This is a genomic window from Streptomyces sioyaensis (assembly GCF_004122735.1).
Taxonomy (GTDB): Bacteria; Actinomycetota; Actinomycetes; order Streptomycetales; family Streptomycetaceae; genus Streptomyces; species Streptomyces sioyaensis.
This window is the reverse complement of sequence record NZ_SDIF01000020.1, coordinates 16,037-35,457: the sequence shown is the minus strand read 5'-3', so window position 1 is coordinate 35,457 and position 19,421 is coordinate 16,037. Positions and strand designations below refer to the sequence as shown.

Here is a 19,421-nt window from a genome sequence, read left to right as displayed (position 1 = left end):
GCGTTGCCTGTCCATACCTATCCGACTGGAGGTGATCACTCATGCCGTCATGTATCTGCACCGGTTCGCGTCACATTGCGCCGTGTGACCTGCGCCGCAATTTCTCGCGTTGGCGCCGTGCTGTTTCGTGGCGCTGGGTCCTGCTCGATCCGTCTGGACCCCGTTTCGATCCTGCTCGATCCGGCTGGATACGTCTGCGCCAGATTTTCGGGAAGCTGGGCTCGTTTGGTGCGGCCGGAAATCCGCTCTACCTTCTGGTCATGCCCGCCGAGAGCGTGTGCGGGCCGGTAATGGGAGGTGGTGTGTGGCATGCGGCAAGAACGTGTCTTCGCGGTTCAGTTGACCGTTGTGCAGCCCGGATGCCGGTCTGCCCGTGCCCTCTGGCGGCATCACTGCCGCGGGGTGACCGCTCATATCAGCGATTCCCGGTCTGGGGAAATCCGGCTCGCTGTGGATCCTTGAGGTGCACCCAGCCCCCTCGTCTGTGTCCAACCATTGGAGGTGATCATTCATGACGTGCGTGTGCGCTCGTCCCCTGCCCGGCTGCGGTTCGTTACCCGCCCTGCCCCCGTCCGCCGATGACCTTGAAGAGGGCTTAGCCCTGCGATAGAGAGCCGGTCGACGACTTTCTTGGTCAATCCGGATTCCGTCTCTACGGCTCTTTTCTCCCACCTCCTGGACCCGTCCGGGCGGGAAAGAGCAAGGGCCCGACTCCACTGACCTGGCCGGTGTTCCCGGCCCTTACCGCCCATGCCGGTGTCCATGCCGGCTACCGCGCGGTCTCCTTGGGACGTTGTTCCCGCTCACGCATTCCCCGGCTCTGCCGCGTTCTGGAGTGCGTGCATTTCTCCCGCCACACCCGCCGAGGGTTTATCCCATCGGTGCCGGGTGCTGGCTCGTTGCGCCCATTTTCCGATGCGGCGCCCAATCTGGAAGGACCACAACCCGTGGCTTTCATATCGATTCCCGTTCGCACCGACGGCATCACCTACTCGGTCGCCACCCCGTCCTCGCCCAAGATCAAGGACATCCGTACCGGGGAGGTCGCCACCCACCGTGAGACTGGCGAGACCCTGCACACGGTGCAGGTGCTGGCCACCGTGGACGGCACGGCCGACCTGATCAAGGTGACCGTTCCGCAGTCCAAGGTCCCGCAGGAACTGGCCATCGGCACGCAGGTCCGCCCGGTCAACCTCACGGCCAACCCCTGGGTGCGTCACGACTCCGGCAACTGCGGTGACGGTGTCACCTACCGCGCCGATGCCCTGGAGCCGGTCACGGCCGCGCCCGCTCCGGCCAAGACTGCGCCCGCCGCGGACCAGATCAAGGCTGCCGGGGGTGCCAAGTGAAGGACGCCTCCCTCGTCATCGACCCGACCGCGTACCCGGCCTTCCCTGTTGGCGACATGACCAACGAGGCCGAGCCGGACCCGCGCTTCACCACATCGCTCGTGCTGGACGTTGCCGACGTGCTGGCCCGTCACGGGTACCCCGAGCTGACCTCGGGCGCCGACCTGGCAGCCCTGCGGATGTACCTGCTGCGGTTCTGCCACATCGGCCGCTGATCCTCGTCAGCACCCGGTGGGCGCCCCTCCACCCCTGTTCAGGGGCGCCCACCGGTCCCCACCCCTCACCCACTCCCTTCTTTCTCACAGGAGTTGATCCCGTATGGGTTCCTCGCACACCTATCCACTGACCTCCTCCGATTTCGATAGCCCCAGCATGTTCAAGCATCTGGTCGAGATCACTGCGGGCGCTGCTGAGGCCGTGGGCTACCCGCCCCTGCGTCACCAGCAGGACCTGGAGCGCATGGCGGTCTCGCTGCGCACCTTCCTCTACGGCGACGCCGACGTTCCCCACGCCTGCGGCCCGTTCACGCAGGCTGGCCCCGGCTCACGTCCGGCTGCTCCCGCCTACCCCCTGACTGAGCGGGACAGCCTCGGAATGTTCAGCGACCTGCTCCAGTGGACGGTCGTCTGCCTTGAGCGCATGGGCTACCCGGACGTCCGGGACGAGCTGGACATTGACCACTTGGTGGTCTCCATGCGCACCTTCCTCTACGACGACCCGCACGCCCCCTATGCCTGCGGCCGCGCCCCTCGGGCCGGCTACGTGTCGGGGTCTTCGGACGCCGCAGCCTGATGGGCCCGCTGCACGACGCCGCGACGATCGCCCTGGCATTCGCCGGGGCGGTCCTCGCCGCCTTCAGTCTCTTCTCCTTCGGCCGCTACGTCGGCGCCGACAAGGACACGCGCGCCAACCTGCGCATGGCCTTCCACATGCGCCGTTCCTGGCGCCGGGTGGGGCCGATGATCAAGATTGCGGCGACCGATCGCACCCCCACGACCTTCGCCCAGCTCACTACCCCAGCCGGACAGCGGCCTGAGCCGCGCGTGGTGCTTCCGTCGCTACGCACAAAGGCAGACCGCACTGGCGTGACCATCTTCATGAACACCGTTCCTGGCATCGGCCTGGAACAGATGACGGCTGCGGCAACGGCACTGGCGGACGAATGGAGGTGTGCGCGGGTCTCGGTCGCAACCGAACGCCCCGGCCTTCTGCGCCTGCGGGCAGTGCGTTCTGATCCGCTGGCCAAGCCGACCCGTTATCGTCCCGACGGCGGACCTCCAGCGTCGCTGGTGACGTGGCTGCTGGGTGTGGACGAGTACGGCGAAGCGGTCCCCGTCGCCCTTTCCAACGTCCCCGGTGTGACCGTGGCGGGCTTGCCCGGATACGGGAAGACCTCCCTGGTCAATGCTCTGATCACCCGCTTCGCACCCAGTGACGCGGTGCAGTTCGCCGTAGTGGACGGCAAGGCTCCCACCGCGCTCAGGGGCGACTACGCCGATACCGCAGAGCGGCTGTTCGCCTTCGTCGGCGACGATCCGACCGAAGCCAATGAGCTGTTCCGGCGTCTGGTGCGACTCCTGGATGACCGCATGGAGCACATGCGCCAGGCTCGGGGCTCGAACAACTTCTGGGACAAGGGGCCTACTGCCGCGTGGCCGCTGGTGGTCCTCATCATCGACGAGGCCCACACATTCTTCCGCGACCACAAGGGCAGCGACTCGGAAACGAAGAAGCTCGCCACCCTGGCCGCGCAGAATGCCCGCTTGGTCGAAACTCTGGTCAAGCAGGGCCGGTCGGCGGGCATCCTGACCATCCTTGCCACCCAGAAGGCGACCGGCGACGCGATCCCCACGTTCATTCGCGATGTCTGCCCGGTGGGTCTGTCATTCGCTCAGAAGACGGCCGAAGCCGCCGTTGCCGCGCTTGGCGACGACATCCGCAAGTACCCGGATGCCGACCCGGTCACCTTGCAGGACCCGGCCTATGTCGGTGTCGCCTCCATGCGCACTCCGGGCCGCGCAGGCTTCACCCGGGTGCGCACCCCACAGGTCACCTCCGCTGACGCTGCGCGCATCACCGCCCAGAGCGCACACCTGACAGCCGATCCCGCAGAGCTGCTGCCCCGCGGTGGCAGCCCCGGCCCAACCGATTTCGCCAAGGCCGCCTAAAGCACACGGTGTTGACCTCCAGGAGGTGACATGGCCAGCCCCTTGCCGGCCTCCCGCTCCCCACCGCTGTGAACCACCCCGCCTGACGGCACCAAAACACCAGGGGCAGGACCTCAACGCGCTCACGTCCGGTCCTGCCCCTGGCTGCCCTCCCGGCTTCGCCACCGAACAGGACACCCCCACTATGCACGCCCCCGCCACCACCCCCATCTCGCACTCTCCGGCCGTGCGGGAACTGCTCGCCCTCGCTGCCGACGGCGACGCCTTCCACCACGTCCAAGCCCAGGTCGAACACGTCGCCGGATGCACCCGCCCCGTCCAGCTCACCGGCTACACCGCCACCCTCGACGCCACGACCGGTGAACCCCTGTCCGTCTACACCACCGCCGACGAACCCACCGGCCGCCTTCTGCTCGCCTGCGGCAACCGCCGCGCCTCCGTCTGCCCCGCCTGCTCCCGCCTCTACGCCGCCGACACCTACCACCTCATCCGCGCAGGGCTCACCGGCGGTAAATCCGTCCCCGACACCGTCACCACCCACCCCAAGGTGTTCGCCACCCTCACCGCCCCCAGCTTCGGCCCCGTCCACAACCGCCCCGGCAACCTCAAGCCCTGCCGCTGCGGCACCCACCACGCAGCCAATGACCCTGCCCTCGGCACCCCCCTGGACCCGGTCACCTATGACTACTGCGGCGCGGTCCTCTTCAACGCCCACGCAGGCGCCCTGTGGCACCGCTTCACCGTCTACCTGCGCCGCCACCTCGCTCAACACGCAGGGATCAAGCGCTCCGAGTTCGCCTCGGTGCTGCGCCTGTCCTTCGCCAAGGTCGCCGAGTACCAAAAGCGTGGTGCCGTGCACTTCCACGCAGTGGTGCGCCTCGATGGACCCGACGGCCCTACCTCACCTCCGCCCGCATGGGCCACTCCGGCTGTGCTGGCCGACGCGATCACCGCCGCTGCTGCCGGCGTGCGCCTCGTCATCGAATCCGACGCCTTGGGGAGCCATGAACTGGCCTGGGGCGACCAGATCGACGCCCGGCCCATCACCGCCACCCTCGGTGCCGACGGCACCCTGAGCGATGCCGCCGTTGCCGGGTACGTCGCCAAGTACGCCACCAAGGGCGCCGAAGCCACCGGCACCCTCGATCACGCCCTGTACTGCGTCCCCTGCAAGGGCAGTGGTCAGCGCTCCGACGGCTCCCATTGCCGCCCCTGCCACGGGTCCGGGGAGGGGCAGCCACTGCGCCACCTCGTTGTGGAGCGGCACGTGCGGCAGCTCATACGCACCTGCTGGCACCTTGGGCAGCTTCCCGAGTTCGAGCACCTGGGACTCTGGCGCTCTGCCCACATGCTCGGCTACCGAGGCCACTTCTCCACTAAATCCCGCCGCTACTCCACCACCCTCGGCGCTCTTCGCGACACGCGCCGCCAATGGCGCACCGAACAGGCCCGCGAACGCCTCGGGCTCATCGGCCCCGACATCCCCACCCTCACCACCGAATCCGCCTGGGCCTACCTCGGTACCGGCTACACCCCCGGCGAAGAACTCCTCGCCGCCACTGTCCGCCGCAACCGTGCCAACGCCCTCCGCCTCAAGGACGAGGGAGAGCAAAGCGAATGAGCCTGACTCTTGAACATCCGACTGCACCCTTGGTTCCGGGCCTTGGCGACGGTCGGGCGCCTCGCGAAGCGGTGGGCCACTTTCAGTTCGGACGTGTCATTGACAACCGGCCCATTGCGCTGCCGGACTGGCGCGTATCGACGGATGACCTGCGAGTGGCTGAGGAAGTCGCAGCCATCCTCGGCGGAACTTTTGAGGAGTGCGTGTCTCACGGCAGTGGCCCATTCGAGGTGGCAACGAAATCTTCCGTCGTGCAGGTCCTGATAGACGGCCCGTGCGGGATCTCCATGGACATGAAGCTGTGGGATGCGCGTGGCCTTATACATCACTGCGACGGGGCCGCCTTCTTGTCGCCAGTCGCAGACAAAGGGAGGCCCTGCGGGTGCCCTCGAACCATGTCTGACCGTAAGGAGCACGCGAAGTCAGGGCAGGGGCCGCAGCCGAATACGGTTCTGACCTTCAGGCTGGTTGGCGTGTCTGACCTGGGTTTCTTCCGGTTTCAGTCCTCCTCGTGGAGGCTCGCTGCCACGGTGCAAGACCTTCGTAGTGCGCTCGCGGCCCTCGACGGTCCGACTCTTTGTGAATTGTCACTTGAGAGGGTCAAGTTCCGAACAAGGAGCGGTAGGACGGTCTGTTACTTCAAGCCGACCCTTGAGGTAATCGGCCTGGATTGTGCGAATGAAGTGAAATAGTCGGCTCAACAGGAATCCCCACCGTGATTGTTCGCGGTGGGGATTCCTGCATGTTTGGTTCAGATGGTCAGGCAGTCACTTCGAATGCCTCGCCTGGCTGCTCGGCCTCCTGCTCGTCCGGAGCGTTCGGCGACCTGACGAACTGGATGTCCGTGCGTGTTTCGACGGGACTCGACTTGCCCGCGCCGACGGCCTTGGTGATCGTGATGCGCTCGACGAACAACTTCACGAAGGCCCGTCGGTCTTCAACCGGCGCCGTGTCCCACCAAGAGCCCGGTCCGATGGGATCGACGGCCGGTGCCCCTGGGGCCAGCCAGAGGTGAATGGGCAGGGCAGGTGTCGCCGCTGTTTCGAGCTCGGAGAGGCGCGCTTCCGTGCGTTCCGTGACACCCATTAGGCGGTCCTTGCGCTCCCGGAACCTGCGGCGGCCAACCGGGTCGTTGTAGTCGCCTGCTTCTTCCCGGTCGTACAGCTCCTCCAGGGCCTGCCGGGCATCGGCTCGCTCGGCAAGGAGGCTTCGGCGCTCGCCCGCCAGCTCCGGGTCTTCCTTCTGGGCTGCGTATCGCCGCGTTGCCTCGGCCAGAATGTCAGCGGTCTCGGGGTCGTCCTCGGCGCTCTGGATGATTGCGCAGATGCGCCGGGCAACGAACTGGTCCAGCGTCTTCTGGCTGATGGTGCAGTCGCCCTCGTGCTGGCCAGGAAGCACCCGCCTGCGTCGGCAACGGTACGAGCCCTTGTTAGGGGTGGTTGCGCGGTGAGAGGTCATGACCGCGTCGCACTCGCAGAACAGAATGTCCATCGCTGACAGGGTGGCGTGGCCTCGCGAGAGCCCCTTTCCTTGTCCTCGCCCGTCCAGCCACTCCTGGAGTTCGTGCCATTCCGCGGGGGGAATGATGGGCGGGTAGGCCATGATCGGTTCCATCGTTTCGGGATCACGCTCAATGCGGTAGCCCTCGATGGCGCTCGTCAGCTTGCCGTCAGCCCTGCGCTTGTAGATCGGGGTCGCTGCGTGCCCGGCAATGCGCGGGTCGCGGAGAATGCGCATGAGCGTCTTCGGGTCCCACACGCTGTCTTTGGTCTCTTTGCCGGTGGTCTGCCCCCTGGTGGGCACTTCATCAACCATCAATTGCGAGCAGATCCCCGTGAGCGACCCGGGGTGCCTTCGCCCTCCTCCCGGCTTGTAGGGCTCGCCCTTGTGCTTCTTGATGGTCGCCCACACGTCCTGGATCACGCGGACCTCGCCAGGCTCGTGTTCCAGTAGCTGGATGCCTATCGGCTTGCCCTCTGAGGTCACGCGCGTGGTCGGGACCATGCGGAACCCGTAGGGCGGCTTGCCTCCTATGTACCCGCCAAGCCCGACGGCCGTCTCCTTGGCACCCCGTACAGCGTCGCGCTTGTTCTTGCTCTCGCTGTGCGCGGCGTCAAGGCGCATGATCAGGTGGATGAGGTCCATAAGGTTGCCCCTACGAAATTCACCCTCAGTGAGACTGACGATCGTGACGCCGAGGTTCAGCAGCTCCGTCACGAGGGGGATGGCTTCCAACGGGTCCTGCCGCGTGAGCCGGCTCACGTAGTAGACGATGATCATGTCTATTCGGCCTGCAAGGCAGTCCTTGATCATCCGTTCGAAGTCCGGCCTCTCATCGCCTGTGAATGCGGAGATGCCCAGGTCTTCGTACGTGGTGATGCTGTCGGCCTCGCGGCGCCTCGCTTCGGCGACACCGGCCGTTCGCTGCGTGACTGTGCTGACCTCTGACTTGTTCGCCCGTCCCGCCGACTGACGCCCATACACAGCTGCGTGAATCGCCATGCCGGATACCACCTCAAGTCTCTTCCTCGGGGAGCAACATTAGCTCCCCCAACTGACGTAACCCAAGGGCACGCCCTGGCACCCGCACCGCGGCTTCGAGACCGTGACGTACCTGATCGACGGCACCTTCGTGCACCGCGACTCGCACGGGGGCGGCGGCGTCATCAACGACGGCGACACCCAGTGGATGACGGCCGGTTCGGGTCTGCTGCACATCGAGGCGCCGCCGGAGTCGCTCGTCCTGTCCGGCGGGCTCTTCCACGGCCTCCAGCTGTGGGTGAACCTCCCGAAGAGCGACAAGATGATGGCCCCGCGCTACCAGGACATCGGCGGCGGCCAGGTCAAGCTGCTGACCTCCGCCGACGGCGGGGCGCTGCTGCGGCTGATCGCCGGTGATCTCGACGGCCACCAGGGCCCGGGCATCACGCACACGCCGATCACGATGATGCATGTGACGGTGAATCCGGGGGCCGAGCTGACCCTGCCCTGGCGCAAGGACTTCAACGCCCTTGCCTATGCCCTGGCCGGACGCGGCTCGGCCGGTGCGGAGGGGCGCCCGTTCCGTATGGGGCAGGCGGTGGTGTTCGGTGCCGGGGACTCGCTCACGATCCGGGCGGACGAGTCCCAGGAGTCGCGCAGCCCGAACTTCGAGGTGGTGCTGCTGGGCGGGCTGCCGATCCGCGAGCCGATGATGCATTACGGCCCGTTCGTGATGAACACCCACGCCGAACTTGCCCAGGCCTTCGAGGACTTCCAGGCCGGCCGGCTCGGCACCATCCCCGCCGGCGAGCACTGACGCCGCGTCGGCAGCACGGCGGTGACGGGCGGCGTTTCACGTGAAACGCCGCCCCGGCTCGTTTCGGGGCCCGTACCAGGGCCTTCGGTCGTGGTGGACTGTCCGGGTGCGAAACGACTCGGACGAAAACCCGCCCGGCGCCGAGGGCGAACGGCCGTGGCGCCCGGAGCCGTTGCTTCCTGTCGAGGCCCGCCGCGCCGCCGCCTGGTGTCTGGTGACCCTGCTGGTCGCGACCGTGGTGGCCCTGGGGGTGTGGCTGTGCGTCGAGCTGAGCACGGCGGTCACCCCCGTCCTGCTGGCGCTGCTGGGCAGCGGGCTGCTCGGGCCGCTCTACCGGCGGCTGGTGGCGATGCGGCTCAACCGTTCCCTGGCGGCCGGACTGACCTGTGCCGTCCTCGTGGTGGTGGTCGGCGGCGCCGGATACATCGTCGTCAGCGCGCTGGTCGACACCGGTGACCAGATCATCGCCTCGCTCAGGAGCGCGGCCAAGAGCCTCTCGGAGCACCTCGGCGCGGCCGGTACCTCGCTCGACGATCTCGCCTCCCGGTCCAAGCAGCTGATCACCAAGTTCGGCGGCAGTGCGGCCTCCGGGCTGCTGGCGGGCGTCAGCGTCGTCGGCCAGTTCTTCGCCGCGTCGATCCTGGCCCTGCTGCTGACCTTCTTCTTCCTGCGCGACTCCGACAAGGCCGTACGCGCGCTGAACGACTGGGCCCCGGGCAGCTCCGGGCCGCAGCTGGAGCGGATGGCCCGCCGGGGTTTCCGGGGCATCGAGGGCTTCATGCGCGGCACCACCTTCATTGCCCTGATCGATGCCCTGTGCATCACCGTCGGACTGCTGATCCTCAGGGTGCCGGGCGCCGTCGGCCTGGGCGCACTGGTCTTCGTCGGCGCCTACATCCCCTACCTCGGTGCCTTCATCTCGGGCGCCGTGGCGGTCCTGGTGGCGCTCGCCGACCGCGGCTTCGTGATCGCGCTGTGGGCGCTGGGCGTCGTGGTGGCCGTGCAGATCCTGGAGGGGCACGTGCTGCAGCCGATGATCCAGAGCCGTACCGTCCAGATGCACCCGGCGACCGTGCTGCTGGCGATCACCGCGGGCGCCAGCGTCGCCGGGATCCTCGGCATGCTGCTGTCCGTACCCCTGGTCGCCGCCTTCTCCGGCGTGCTCCACGAACTACGGGTGCACTACGCCGCGGGCTCGGACTCGGACTCGGACTCCGGCGACAGCGGTCCGACTGCCTCACCGGCGTCCTCGTAGAGCTCGAACCACGTCGACTTGCCGTCCCCGCGCGGATCCACGCCCCAGGCCCCGGCGAGCAACTCCAGCAGCACCAGACCGCGCCCCGACGACGCCAGTTCGCCGGGGCAGCGGCGGTGCGGCAACTCGTCGCTGCTGTCGGCGACATCGACGCGGACGCGCCGGGCACCGCGCTCACCGCTGATCTCGGCGACCAGCAGGGCGTCCCCGTCGGTGTGCAGCAGCACATTGGTGACGACCTCGGAGACCATCAGCACCGCCGAGTCCACCTGGTCCGGATCGGCCCAGTCGTGCAGCACCTCACGGACCTGCCGGCGCGCCTCGGCTATCCGCTCCGGCTCGGCCTGTGCGACGGTGAGCACGGTGCGCCGGACGGGCCGGGCCGGCAGTCCGCCGGGGCCGATCGAGCAGCCGGCGCCGTCGCGGCGCAGCAAGAGGACGGCGATGTCGTCCTCACGGCGGTCCACCAGCGGTCCGGTGGTGTGATGGGAGGGCGGCCCGTGTACGGCCTGGACCAGGGCGTCGGCGAGCCGCTCCAGGCTCTCGTCGATCTCGCCGGGCTCGTGCGCCTCGATGGTGTCGCGCAGCCGCGCCCAGCCGGTGTCCAGATCATGGCCGCCGGTCTCGATCAGCCCGTCGGTGCAGACCATCATCGTCTCGCCGGGCTCCAGGACGAGCCGGGTGGTGGGGTAGTCGGCGTCCGGGACGATGCCCAGCGGCAGCCCGCCCGCGGTGGGACGGATCAGCACCGTGCCGTCAGCCAGCAGGATCGCCGGGTCGGGGTGCCCGGCCCGGGCGATGTCCAGCAGCCCCGTCGCCGGATCCACCTCGATGTAGAGGCAGGTCGCGAAGCGCTGGTCCTCGCCGTGGCCACCGGGCTCGGTCGCGTTGATCCCGGCCAGGAACCGGGAGGCGCGGGAGAGCACCGCGTCGGGGTGGTGCCCCTCGGAGGCGTAGGCCCGCAGCGCGATCCGCAGCTGCCCCATCAGGCCCGCGGCCCGTACGTCATGCCCCTGGACGTCCCCGATGACCAGGGCGAGACGGCCGGACGGCAGCGGGATCATGTCGTACCAGTCGCCGCCGACCTCCAGCCCGCCGCCGGTCGGCACATAGCGCGCCGCGACCGTCATGCCGGGGATGTCCGGCTGCACCGTCGGCATCATGCTGCGCTGCAGTCCCAGCGCCAGCTCCTGCTGCTCCTCCTGCATCCCGGCCCTGGCCAGCGCCTGGGCCAGCATCCGGGCGACGGTGGTCAGCACCGAGCGCTCATCGGGCGTGAAGGCCACGGGCTGGGTGAACGCCGCCATCCAGGCGCCGATCGTCCGGCCCGCGTTGACCAGGGGCACGAACGCCCAGGAGGTACGCCGGAAGGGCGCGGCCACCGGCCAGGCGGTGGGGTAACGGCGGCTGTACTCCTCGGGGGTGGGCAGATAGAGGGCCCGGCCGGTGCGGACGACCTCGGCGGCCGGGTGGTCGTCCGCCAGCGCCGTGCCGGCGGACGGCCGTTCCTCGTCGCCGTGGGGACCGTGGTGGCCGATGACCGACAGCCGGTCGCCCTCGATGCCGAAGACCGCCAGCCCGTCCGGCATGAAACCGGGCATGGACAGCCCCGCCGCGACCCGCAGCACCTCGGCGGTGGACCGTGCCTCGGCCAGCGCCCGGCCCGCGTCCAGCAGGAACGCCTCGCGGGAACGCCGCCAGTCGCCGGTGATCGGGGTGTGCGCGGCCGAGGTCCCGGGCTGGGGCTCGGGCACCTCCTGGAGGGTTCCGACCAGCTCGAAGCCGCCGTCGACGACCCGGGGACGGGAGCGGGAGCGGACGATGCGCTGCACCCGCCCGCGCTCGTCGACGATGCGCAGCCGGGCCTCGGCCAGCGTCTCCTCGGCGAGCGCGAGCTGAACGATTCCGTTGATCTCGGCGAAGTCGACGGGATGAAAACGCGAACGCGCCGCGGCTTCGGTCAACTCCACAGGGGTGGGGGGCAGCCCCAGCAGCCGGGCAGCTTCGGCGTCGAGGGTCACCCGTCCCGATGCGTTGTCCCAGCGCCACAGGCCGGTCGCGATGGCGGCCAGGAGATCCTCGGTGCGCATTGCCTCACTTTATGGGCGTTTGGAGCGGCCCGACCAGTGAGCTGGACGTGACCATCGTCCCAGTCGGGGCGGCCGCTCCCGGGCCGCGTGGCGCTGATGCGTATATGTCAACCAAGGCGCGCGGACCGGGACGGTAACCTGGAGCGGTTATGTCAATCCTGGGGTGGCCTTTCGGGTGATCCACGGGGAGAGCGACCGGGCATCCGCGCCCGTACTCCTTTTCCTCTCCCTCTCCCGACAACTCCTCACCTCGACCTCGCGACGACTTGGATGAGCGATGCATCGGTACCGGTCCCACAACTGCGGCGAGCTCCGAGCCGCGGACGTCGACACCGACGTCCGCCTCAGCGGCTGGCTGCACAATCGACGTGACCTGGGCGGCATCCTCTTCATCGATCTGCGCGACCACTACGGTCTGGTCCAGCTCGTCGCCCGCCCCGGCACCCCGGCGAACGAGGCCCTCGGCTCCCTGACCAAGGAGACCGTCGTCCGGATCGACGGCAAGGTCAGCGCGCGCGGCGCCGACAACATCAACCCCGAGCTGCCGACGGGCGAGATCGAGATCGAGGTCTCCGAGGTCGAGGTGCTCGGCGCCGCGGAGCAGATCCCCTTCACGATCAACGCGGACGACGGCGTCAACGAAGAGCGCCGCCTGGAGTACCGCTTCCTCGACCTGCGCCGCGAGCGGATGCACCGCAACATCATGCTGCGCACCGCCGTCATCTCCGCCATCCGTCACAAGATGGTGGCCCTCGGCTTCAACGAGATGGCGACCCCGATCCTGTCCGCGACGTCCCCCGAGGGCGCCCGCGACTTCCTGGTCCCCTCCCGCCTGCACGCCGGCAAGTTCTACGCGCTGCCGCAGGCCCCCCAGCAGTTCAAGCAGCTGCTGATGATCGCCGGCTTCGACCGCTACTTCCAGATCGCGCCCTGCTTCCGCGACGAGGACGCCCGTGCGGACCGCTCGCCGGGCGAGTTCTACCAGCTCGACGTCGAGATGAGCTTCGTCGAGCAGGAGGACGTCTTCCAGCCCGTCGAGCAGCTGATGACCGAGCTGTTCACCGAGTTCGGCAACGGCCGCACGGTCACCTCGCCCTTCCCGCGCATCCCGTTCCGCGAGGCGATGCTCAAGTACGGCTCCGACAAGCCGGACCTGCGCGCCGAGCTGGAGCTGGTGGATGTCTCCGACGTCTTCGAGGGCTCCGGTTTCAAGGCCTTCGCCGGCAAGCACGTCCGCGCCCTGGCCGTGCCGGACACCGGTGACCAGCCGCGCAAGTTCTTCGACCAGCTGGGCGACTTCGCCGTCCAGCAGGGCGCCAAGGGCCTGGCCTGGGTCCGCGTCGGTGACGAGAATGCGCTGACCGGTCCGATCGCCAAGTTCCTCACCGAGGACGACATCAAGGCGCTGGTCTCCGCTCTGGACCTGCGGCCCGGTCACGCCGTCTTCTTCGGCGCCGGTGAGTTCGACGAGGTCTCCAAGATCATGGGCGCGGTCCGGGTCGAGGCCGCCAAGCGCGCCGGCCACTTCGTCGAGGACGAGTTCCGCTTCTGCTGGATCGTCGACTTCCCGATGTTCGAGAAGGACGAGGACACTGGCAAGATCGAGTTCTCGCACAACCCCTTCTCCATGCCGCAGGGCGGCCTGGAGGCGCTGGAGACCAAGGACCCGCTGGACATCCTGGCCTGGCAGTACGACATCGTCTGCAACGGCACCGAGCTGTCTTCCGGCGCGATCCGTAACCACGAGCCCGAGGTCATGTACAAGGCCTTCTCGATCGCCGGTTACGACAAGGAGACCGTCGAGGCCGAGTTCGGCGGCATGCTGCGCGCCTTCAAGTTCGGCGCCCCGCCGCACGGTGGCATCGCCCCCGGCGTCGACCGCATCGTGATGCTGCTGGCCGACGAGCCCAACATCCGCGAGACCATCGCCTTCCCGCTCAACGGCAACGCCCAGGACCTGCTCATGGGCGCCCCGAGCGAGGTCGACGAGGCGCGCCTCAAGGAGCTGCACCTCTCGATCCGCAAGCCGCAGGTGAAGTAGCACGACCCGGGGCACAGAACCCCGGCAGGCTGAGGGGCGGCGTTTCACGTGAAACGCCGCCCCTTGCCTGTGCAAGGCCCCGTGGCGCGTCCGGGCGGGCGACCACGGACGGTGCGGCAACGGTCGGTGCGGGCGGGCCCGCGGCGCGGGCCGGGTGCCCTGACCGTTCCGCCCGGGTGCCCCGACCGCTCCATCCGTGTGGCCGGGGCCCGGCGCCGCCCGCACTCTGGTGCCCATGCAGCAAGCCAGCCTCCTCTCCGCGATGTCCGGCCTGGAGCCGAGGGCCCGTGCGGTGCGCTCCGCCCCGGCCCGTGACCTGTGGTGGCTCGCCGCCGTCGCCGTCGTCTTCACCGCCTGCCTGATCTACTCGGCCCTTGCCACCCCCGGCCTGGGATGGGACGAGGCGGTCTACGTCAGCCAGGTCGACCCCCACCGGCCGGCCGCGTTCTTCAGCGCCCCGCGGGCCCGAGGGGTCTCCTTCCTGCTCGCCCCGGCCGCCGCCCTGACGACCTCGGCCCCCGTGCTGCACTGCTATCTGGCGGTGCTCTCCGGCGCCGGGCTGCTGCTCAGCCTGTGCGTCTGGCGGCGCCTGCTGCCCGCCCCCGTACCGGCCCTGGGCGGTGCGCTCTTCGCGGGTCTGTGGGTCACGCTCTTCTACGGTCCGCAGGCGATGCCCAACCTGTGGGTCGCCTATGCCGCGCTCGTCGCCACCGGCTGCTTCCTGCGGGCCGTACGGCAGCCGTCCCGCCAACTGGCGCCCCGTGCCGGGCGGGGCGCGGCGCTGGGCCTGGCCGCCGCGGTGGCGCTGGCCGCGCTGATGCGCCCCACCGACGCCGTGTGGCTGGTCGTGCCGCTGTTCGCCGCGGCGCTGTGCGTACCGGCATGGCGGCGCCCTGCCGTGCTGCTGGGGCTGTTGGCCGGTCTGGCCCTGGGGTGCGCCGAGTGGGTCGCGGAGGCCTATCTGTCCTACGGCGGGCTCCTCGCCCGGCTGCGGCAGGCCGCGCGGATCCAGGGCGGCCTCGGCTGGCACCTGTCCTTCGACGACCATGCCCGGGCGCTCCAGGGAAAGACGCTCTGCCGCCCCTGTCATCTGGCGTGGGACCACCCGGTGGCGGCGGTGTGGTGGTTCCTGCTGCCGCTGGCGGTCATCGGAGCCGTCTGGGTGGCGCTGCGCGCCCGCGATTCCGGCGGCGCGCTGCTCGGATACGGGCCGGTGTGGCCGACCGCGCGCCGCGACGACCGGCCGCTCGGGCTGGCCCCCGTCCCGTCGGCCGGACTCCGGGCCCCCGCCGTCCCGGCCGACGGCACCGGTTCGGCCGAGGCGCTGTACCGCTACCGTCCGGCGTGGTCCGGGGTGCGTCTGCGCGACGGTGCCGGCCCCGTGCACCGGTACGGACCGGCCCCGCTCGTCCTGGCGGCCCTGGCCGGCCTCGGCCTCGCCGCCCCCTACCTCCTGACGGTGGACTACGCCGCTCCGCGCTTTCTGCTGCCCGCTTACGCCCTGCTGCTGATGCCGGCCGCCTGGTTCCTGTACTGGCTGACCCGGCTGCCGCGGCGCGGGCACGGCTGGGCGGTGGCCGCCCTCGTCCTCGTGCTGCTCGGTCATGAGGCGATCCAGCTGGTGATCGTGCACAAGATGGTGCGGAGCACCGTGCGGGCGCAGACCGGTATCGGCCGGGTCGCCGGGATGCTGCGCGCGGCCGGGGTTCGGCCGCCGTGCGTGGTCAGCGGCGAGGAGGCGGTACGGGTGGCGTATCAGGTGGGCTGCGCGTCCCGTCAGCCGTACGGCCATGACGCCGGCATCAGCCCCGCCGCGCTGGCCCGGCTGGGGGCGCACCGCCCGGCCGCCGTCCTGCTGCGCACCGGCGACAAGCCGCCCGCCTACGCCCGTGGCTGGCGGCCGGTCCCGCTGCGGCGGGTGCCGGGCCTGGAACCGCTGAGCGCGTATGTGTCACCGCCGGCCCGGCCGTGAGCCGGGGCGGAGCCGCGGGCCTTCCTGGGCCGCACAGGCAGGCGCCCGCCCGGCTGCAAGGGCCGGACGGGCGCGGGTGCTCGGGGGCGGGGAGGATTACTCCTCCGCGCCGCCGAAGCGCGCGCGGTAGGACTCCAGGTCCTCCTCGGTGATCTTCGCGAAGAGCACCGGCGGGACGGTGAAGGGCGTCCCGGCCGGCACCGAGGCCAGTGCCTCGGCCTCCTGCGGGGAGACCCACACCGCGGTGTCGTTCTCCAGGGCGAACGCGCCCCGCATCGCCTTGGCCGAGGCCGGAATGAACGGCTCGGAGACCACCGAGTACAGATGGATCAGGTTCATCGCCGTCCGCAGCGTCAGCGCCGCCGCGTCCTTGTCCGTCTTGATCTCCAGCCACGGGGCCTTCTCCTCCAGGTAGGAGTTGCCCGCGCTCCACAGGGCGCGCAGCGAGGCCGCGGCCTTGCGGAACTGGAGGGCGTCCATGTGGCGTTCGTACTCCGCCAGCAGCCCGGCGATCTCCGCGCCCAGCTTCTGCTCGGCGGCCCCGGCCTCGGCGCCCGCGGGCACCTCGTCGCCGAACCGCTTCCGGGAGAACGACAGCACACGGTTGACGAAGTTGCCGAGGGTGTCCGCCAGGTCCTTGTTGACCGAGGACGAGAACAGTTCCCAGGTGAAGGAGGTGTCGTCCGACTCCGGGGCGTTGGCGATCAGGAAGTAGCGCCAGTAGTCGGCCGGCAGCAGCTCCAGCGCGGCGTCCGTGAAGATGCCGCGCCGCTGGGAGGTGGAGAACTTCCCGCCGTAGTAGTTCAGCCAGTTGAAGGCCTTGAGGAAGTCGACCTTCTTCCACGGCTCGCGGGTGCCCAGCTGCGTCGCCGGGAACATCACGGAGTGGAACGGCACATTGTCCTTGGCCATGAACTCCGTGTACCGGACGTCCTCGGCCTCGTACCACCACGACTTCCAGTCGCGGCTGTCGTCGTCGGCGGCGTCCGCCCACTCCTTGGTCGCCCCGATGTACTCGATGGGCGCGTCGAACCACACGTAGAAGACCTTGCCCTCGGCCGCCAGCTCCGGCCACACATCGGCCGGCACCGGAACGCCCCAGTCCAGGTCGCGGGTGATCGCCCGGTCCTGAAGGCCCTCGGTCAGCCACTTGTGCGCAATGGACGAGGCCAGGGTCGGCCACTCCTTGCTGCCGTTGCCGTCCAGCCAGCCCTCGACCTCGTGCTGCAGCTTCGACTGGAGCAGGAAGAGGTGCTTGGTCTCCCGCACCTCCAGCTCGCCGCTGCCGCTGATCGCGGAGCGGGCGTCGATCAGATCGGTCGGGTCGAGCACCCGGGTGCAGTTCTCGCACTGGTCGCCGCGCGCCTTGTCGTAGCCGCAGTGCGGGCAGGTGCCGACGATGTAGCGGTCCGGCAGGAAGCGGTCGTCGGCGACCGAGAAGACCTGGCGGATCGCCCGCTCCTCGATGAAGCCGTTCTCGTGGAGCTTGCGCGCGAAGTGCTGCGTCAGCTCGACGTTCTCCCGGGAGGAGCTCCGGCCGAAGTAGTCGAATTCGAGCCCGAAGCCCTCGTAGATCGCCTTCTGCTTGTCGTGCTGCTCGGCGCAGAAGGCGTCGACCGACTGCCCCGCCTCCTTCGCCGCCAGCTCGGCGGGGGTGCCGTGCTCGTCCGTCGCGCAGATGTAGAGCACGTCGTGCCCGCGCTGGCGCATATAGCGGGAGTACACGTCGGCCGGGAGCATGGACCCCACCATGTTGCCCAGGTGCTTGATCCCGTTGATATACGGAAGGGCGCTGGTGATGAGGTGTCGAGCCATTGCCGGCTGCTCCCAAGTCGCTACGGTGAGTTTGGATTTGCTTTACGGAACGTCAATATCGTACTGGACGGGGTGGGGGTGCCCGCGCGGGCTTTCCCGGGTCCGATGAGGCCTGCCGCCGCGCCGCGCCCGGCGCTCAGCGGGCAGCCGCACCCTCCGACGGTCTGCCCCGGCGGCGTTCGGCCGGCACCCGCCCCGTCCGGCGCCCCCCGTCCTGCCGGGCCCCGCCCTCACACCGCGGCGTCCGCCGACTCCGCGTTCGCTGCCGGCATCGGGCCGTGCTTCGGGGCCCGGCCGTTGACCATCAGCCCGGCGACGAGGGCGGCCAGCAGCATGATGGCCGAGCCCACCCCGATGGCGACGGTGAACCCGTGCACCACCCCGCTCTTCACGATCCCGTCGCGCACCGCCGGGGTGAGCCCGGGGCCGGTGGTCTGCCGGGCCGCGGCCGCCAGCCGGCTCGCGATGAAGGTCGCACTCGTCGAGGTCGCGATCGTGTTCAGCAGCGCCGTCCCGATCGAACCGCCCACCTGCTGCGCGGTGTTGACCGTCGCGGAGGTGACACCGGAGTCGTGGGGCGCCACCCCGGAGGTGGCCGTCGCCATCACCGGCATGAAGGTCAGGCCCATGCCGAGACCGACGAGCAGCATGGCCGGAAGCACATGCGAGACATAGGCGGGCGCGGCCGTCAGGAACCTCAGCGTGAAGAGCCCCACGGAGGCGAGCAGCGCGCCCGGGACCATCAGGAACCGCGGCGGGATGCGGTGCAGCAGCCGCGCCGATATCTGCGTCGAACCGACGACGATCGCCGCCACCATCGGCAGGAAGGCCAGCCCGGTCTTCACCGGGGAGTAGCCGAGCACGGTCTGCAGGTAGTACGTCATGAACAGGAACATCCCGAACAGCGCGATGACCGCCAGCCCCATGGTCAGGAAGGCGCCCCCGCGATTCCGGTTCCGCACGATGTGCAAGGGCAGCAGGGGATGGCGGGCCCGGGTCTGCCACCACGCGAAGACGCCCAGCAGCAGCACGCCGCCGGCCAGCAGCCCGACGACCAGCCCGTCACCCCAGCCCCGCGGCTGCGCCTCGCTGCACGCGTAGACGATCGCGACCAGGCCGCCGCAGCCCAGCACCACACCGGGAACGTCCAGGTGGACGCGGTCCCGCTCGGGCTTGTCACGCAGGAACACGGCAGCGCCGGTAAAGGCGATCACCGCGACCGGCACGTTCACATACAGGCACCAGCGCCAGGTCAGGTACTCGGTCAGCAGCCCGCCGGCCATCAACCCGATGGCCGCGCCGCCGCCCGCGATGGCCCCGTAGATGCCGAAGGCCTTGCTGCGTTCCTTGCCGATGGTGAACGTCGTGGTCAGCAACGACAGTGCGGACGGCGCCAGCAGCGCCGCGAAGGCGCCCTGCAGCGCCCGCGCCCCGAACAGCAGCCCGGGGGCGGTGGCCGCACCGCCCAGCCCCGACGCGACCGCGAACCCGACCAGGCCGATCATGAAGGTCCGCTTCCGCCCCACCAGGTCGGCGATCCGCCCGCCGAGCAGCAGCAGCCCGCCGAACGCGAGCGTGTACGCGGTGATCACCCACTGCCGGTTCGCGTCCGATATCCCCAGGTCCCGCTGGGCCGAGGGCAGCGCGATGTTCACGATCGTCGCGTCCAGCACCACCATGAGCTGCGCAATCGCGATCACCACCAGCCCCCACCAGCGCCGCGGATCGGGCGGTGCCGACACCGCCCAGCTGGGAGTTGTGGGGCCGGGAGCACCGGCGGCGGCTCCCTCTTGGCTCGCGTCACTCATCACG

The 19,421-nt window shown here is 69.6% G+C and carries 13 protein-coding genes and 1 pseudogene; 10 read left to right on the top strand and 4 right to left on the bottom strand.

Annotation, left to right across the window (positions count from 1 at the left end; translation table 11 throughout):
* Positions 1-947: 947 nt before the first annotated feature.
* The 6 genes from EST54_RS09920 (at position 948) to EST54_RS36140 (ending at position 5,830) form a co-directional block, all read left to right on the top strand.
* Positions 948-1,349: an SCO3933 family regulatory protein gene (locus EST54_RS09920; protein ID WP_174857425.1), complete on the top strand. Its 402-nt coding sequence runs from the start codon at positions 948-950 to the stop codon at positions 1,347-1,349.
* Positions 1,346-1,564 carry a hypothetical protein gene (locus tag EST54_RS34415; RefSeq protein WP_129247148.1) on the top strand — a complete coding sequence of 73 codons (219 nt, stop codon included), beginning with the start codon at positions 1,346-1,348 and terminating at the stop codon, positions 1,562-1,564. Before EST54_RS09920 ends, EST54_RS34415 begins: the two co-directional genes overlap by 4 nt.
* A gap of 157 nt (positions 1,565-1,721) precedes the next feature.
* A complete protein-coding gene (locus EST54_RS09910; RefSeq protein ID WP_129247147.1) occupies positions 1,722-2,141 on the top strand; it encodes a hypothetical protein in 420 nt (139 codons plus the stop codon).
* Positions 2,141-3,517 carry an FtsK/SpoIIIE domain-containing protein gene (locus EST54_RS09905; protein ID WP_129247146.1) on the top strand — a complete coding sequence of 459 codons (1,377 nt, stop codon included), beginning with the start codon at positions 2,141-2,143 and terminating at the stop codon, positions 3,515-3,517. Before EST54_RS09910 ends, EST54_RS09905 begins: the two co-directional genes overlap by 1 nt.
* 184 nt (positions 3,518-3,701) lie before the next feature.
* A complete protein-coding gene (locus EST54_RS09900) occupies positions 3,702-5,138 on the top strand; it encodes a replication initiator (protein WP_129247144.1) in 1,437 nt (478 codons plus the stop codon).
* Positions 5,135-5,830, top strand: coding sequence for a recombination directionality factor (locus EST54_RS36140; protein ID WP_372448246.1), 696 nt, complete (start codon positions 5,135-5,137; stop codon positions 5,828-5,830). The genes EST54_RS09900 and EST54_RS36140 overlap by 4 nt, the downstream gene beginning before the upstream one ends.
* Positions 5,831-5,897: 67 nt before the next feature.
* On the opposite strand, the gene EST54_RS09895 is transcribed toward EST54_RS36140, so the two are convergent.
* Positions 5,898-7,640, bottom strand: coding sequence for a recombinase family protein (locus EST54_RS09895; RefSeq protein ID WP_129247142.1), 1,743 nt, complete (start codon positions 7,638-7,640; stop codon positions 5,898-5,900).
* 61 nt (positions 7,641-7,701) lie between these two features.
* Here EST54_RS09895 and EST54_RS09890 point away from each other — a divergent pair.
* Positions 7,702-8,436, top strand: a pseudogene (locus EST54_RS09890) (pirin family protein); the annotation flags it as partial.
* Positions 8,437-8,542: 106 nt separating this feature from the next.
* Positions 8,543-9,691, top strand: a complete 1,149-nt coding sequence (locus EST54_RS09885; RefSeq protein ID WP_129247140.1) for an AI-2E family transporter — start codon at positions 8,543-8,545, stop codon at positions 9,689-9,691.
* Here EST54_RS09885 and EST54_RS09880 read toward each other — a convergent pair.
* Entirely contained in the window at positions 9,619-11,781 is a 2,163-nt protein-coding gene (locus EST54_RS09880; protein ID WP_129247137.1) for an ATP-binding SpoIIE family protein phosphatase, read from the bottom strand. The genes EST54_RS09885 and EST54_RS09880 overlap by 73 nt on opposite strands.
* A gap of 277 nt (positions 11,782-12,058) precedes the next feature.
* On the opposite strand from EST54_RS09880, the gene aspS reads away from it, so the two are divergent.
* Both aspS and EST54_RS09870 read left to right on the top strand, forming a co-directional pair.
* Positions 12,059-13,822 carry an aspartate--tRNA ligase gene (aspS, locus tag EST54_RS09875; protein WP_129247135.1) on the top strand — a complete coding sequence of 588 codons (1,764 nt, stop codon included), beginning with the start codon at positions 12,059-12,061 and terminating at the stop codon, positions 13,820-13,822.
* 235 nt (positions 13,823-14,057) lie between these two features.
* On the top strand, positions 14,058-15,794 hold the full coding sequence (locus tag EST54_RS09870; RefSeq protein ID WP_129247133.1) for a hypothetical protein: 1,737 nt from the start codon (positions 14,058-14,060) through the stop codon (positions 15,792-15,794).
* A gap of 96 nt (positions 15,795-15,890) precedes the next feature.
* Here the strand turns inward: EST54_RS09870 and metG are convergent, their stop codons facing one another.
* Positions 15,891-17,609, bottom strand: a complete 1,719-nt coding sequence (gene metG, locus EST54_RS09865) for a methionine--tRNA ligase (protein WP_129247131.1) — start codon at positions 17,607-17,609, stop codon at positions 15,891-15,893.
* A 230-nt stretch (positions 17,610-17,839) separates the two neighbouring features.
* Positions 17,840-19,417, bottom strand: a complete 1,578-nt coding sequence (locus EST54_RS09860) for an MFS transporter (RefSeq protein ID WP_239013196.1) — start codon at positions 19,415-19,417, stop codon at positions 17,840-17,842.
* Between the last annotated feature and the right edge of the window lie 4 nt (positions 19,418-19,421).

Bases quoted from the DNA above. Each gene is read 5' to 3' on its own strand.
- EST54_RS09880 (WP_129247137.1), bottom strand. From the start codon at position 11,781: ATGCGCACCGAGGATCTCCTGGCCGCCATCGCGACCGGCCTGTGGCGC.
- EST54_RS09905 (WP_129247146.1), top strand. From the start codon at position 2,141: ATGGGCCCGCTGCACGACGCCGCGACGATCGCCCTGGCATTCGCCGGG.
- EST54_RS09860 (WP_239013196.1), bottom strand. From the start codon at position 19,417: ATGAGTGACGCGAGCCAAGAGGGAGCCGCCGCCGGTGCTCCCGGCCCC.
- metG (WP_129247131.1), bottom strand. From the start codon at position 17,609: ATGGCTCGACACCTCATCACCAGCGCCCTTCCGTATATCAACGGGATC.
- EST54_RS09870 (WP_129247133.1), top strand. From the start codon at position 14,058: ATGCAGCAAGCCAGCCTCCTCTCCGCGATGTCCGGCCTGGAGCCGAGG.
- EST54_RS09910 (WP_129247147.1), top strand. From the start codon at position 1,722: ATGTTCAAGCATCTGGTCGAGATCACTGCGGGCGCTGCTGAGGCCGTG.
- EST54_RS09900 (WP_129247144.1), top strand. From the start codon at position 3,702: ATGCACGCCCCCGCCACCACCCCCATCTCGCACTCTCCGGCCGTGCGG.
- EST54_RS09895 (WP_129247142.1), bottom strand. From the start codon at position 7,640: ATGGCGATTCACGCAGCTGTGTATGGGCGTCAGTCGGCGGGACGGGCG.
- EST54_RS36140 (WP_372448246.1), top strand. From the start codon at position 5,135: ATGAGCCTGACTCTTGAACATCCGACTGCACCCTTGGTTCCGGGCCTT.
- aspS (WP_129247135.1), top strand. From the start codon at position 12,059: ATGCATCGGTACCGGTCCCACAACTGCGGCGAGCTCCGAGCCGCGGAC.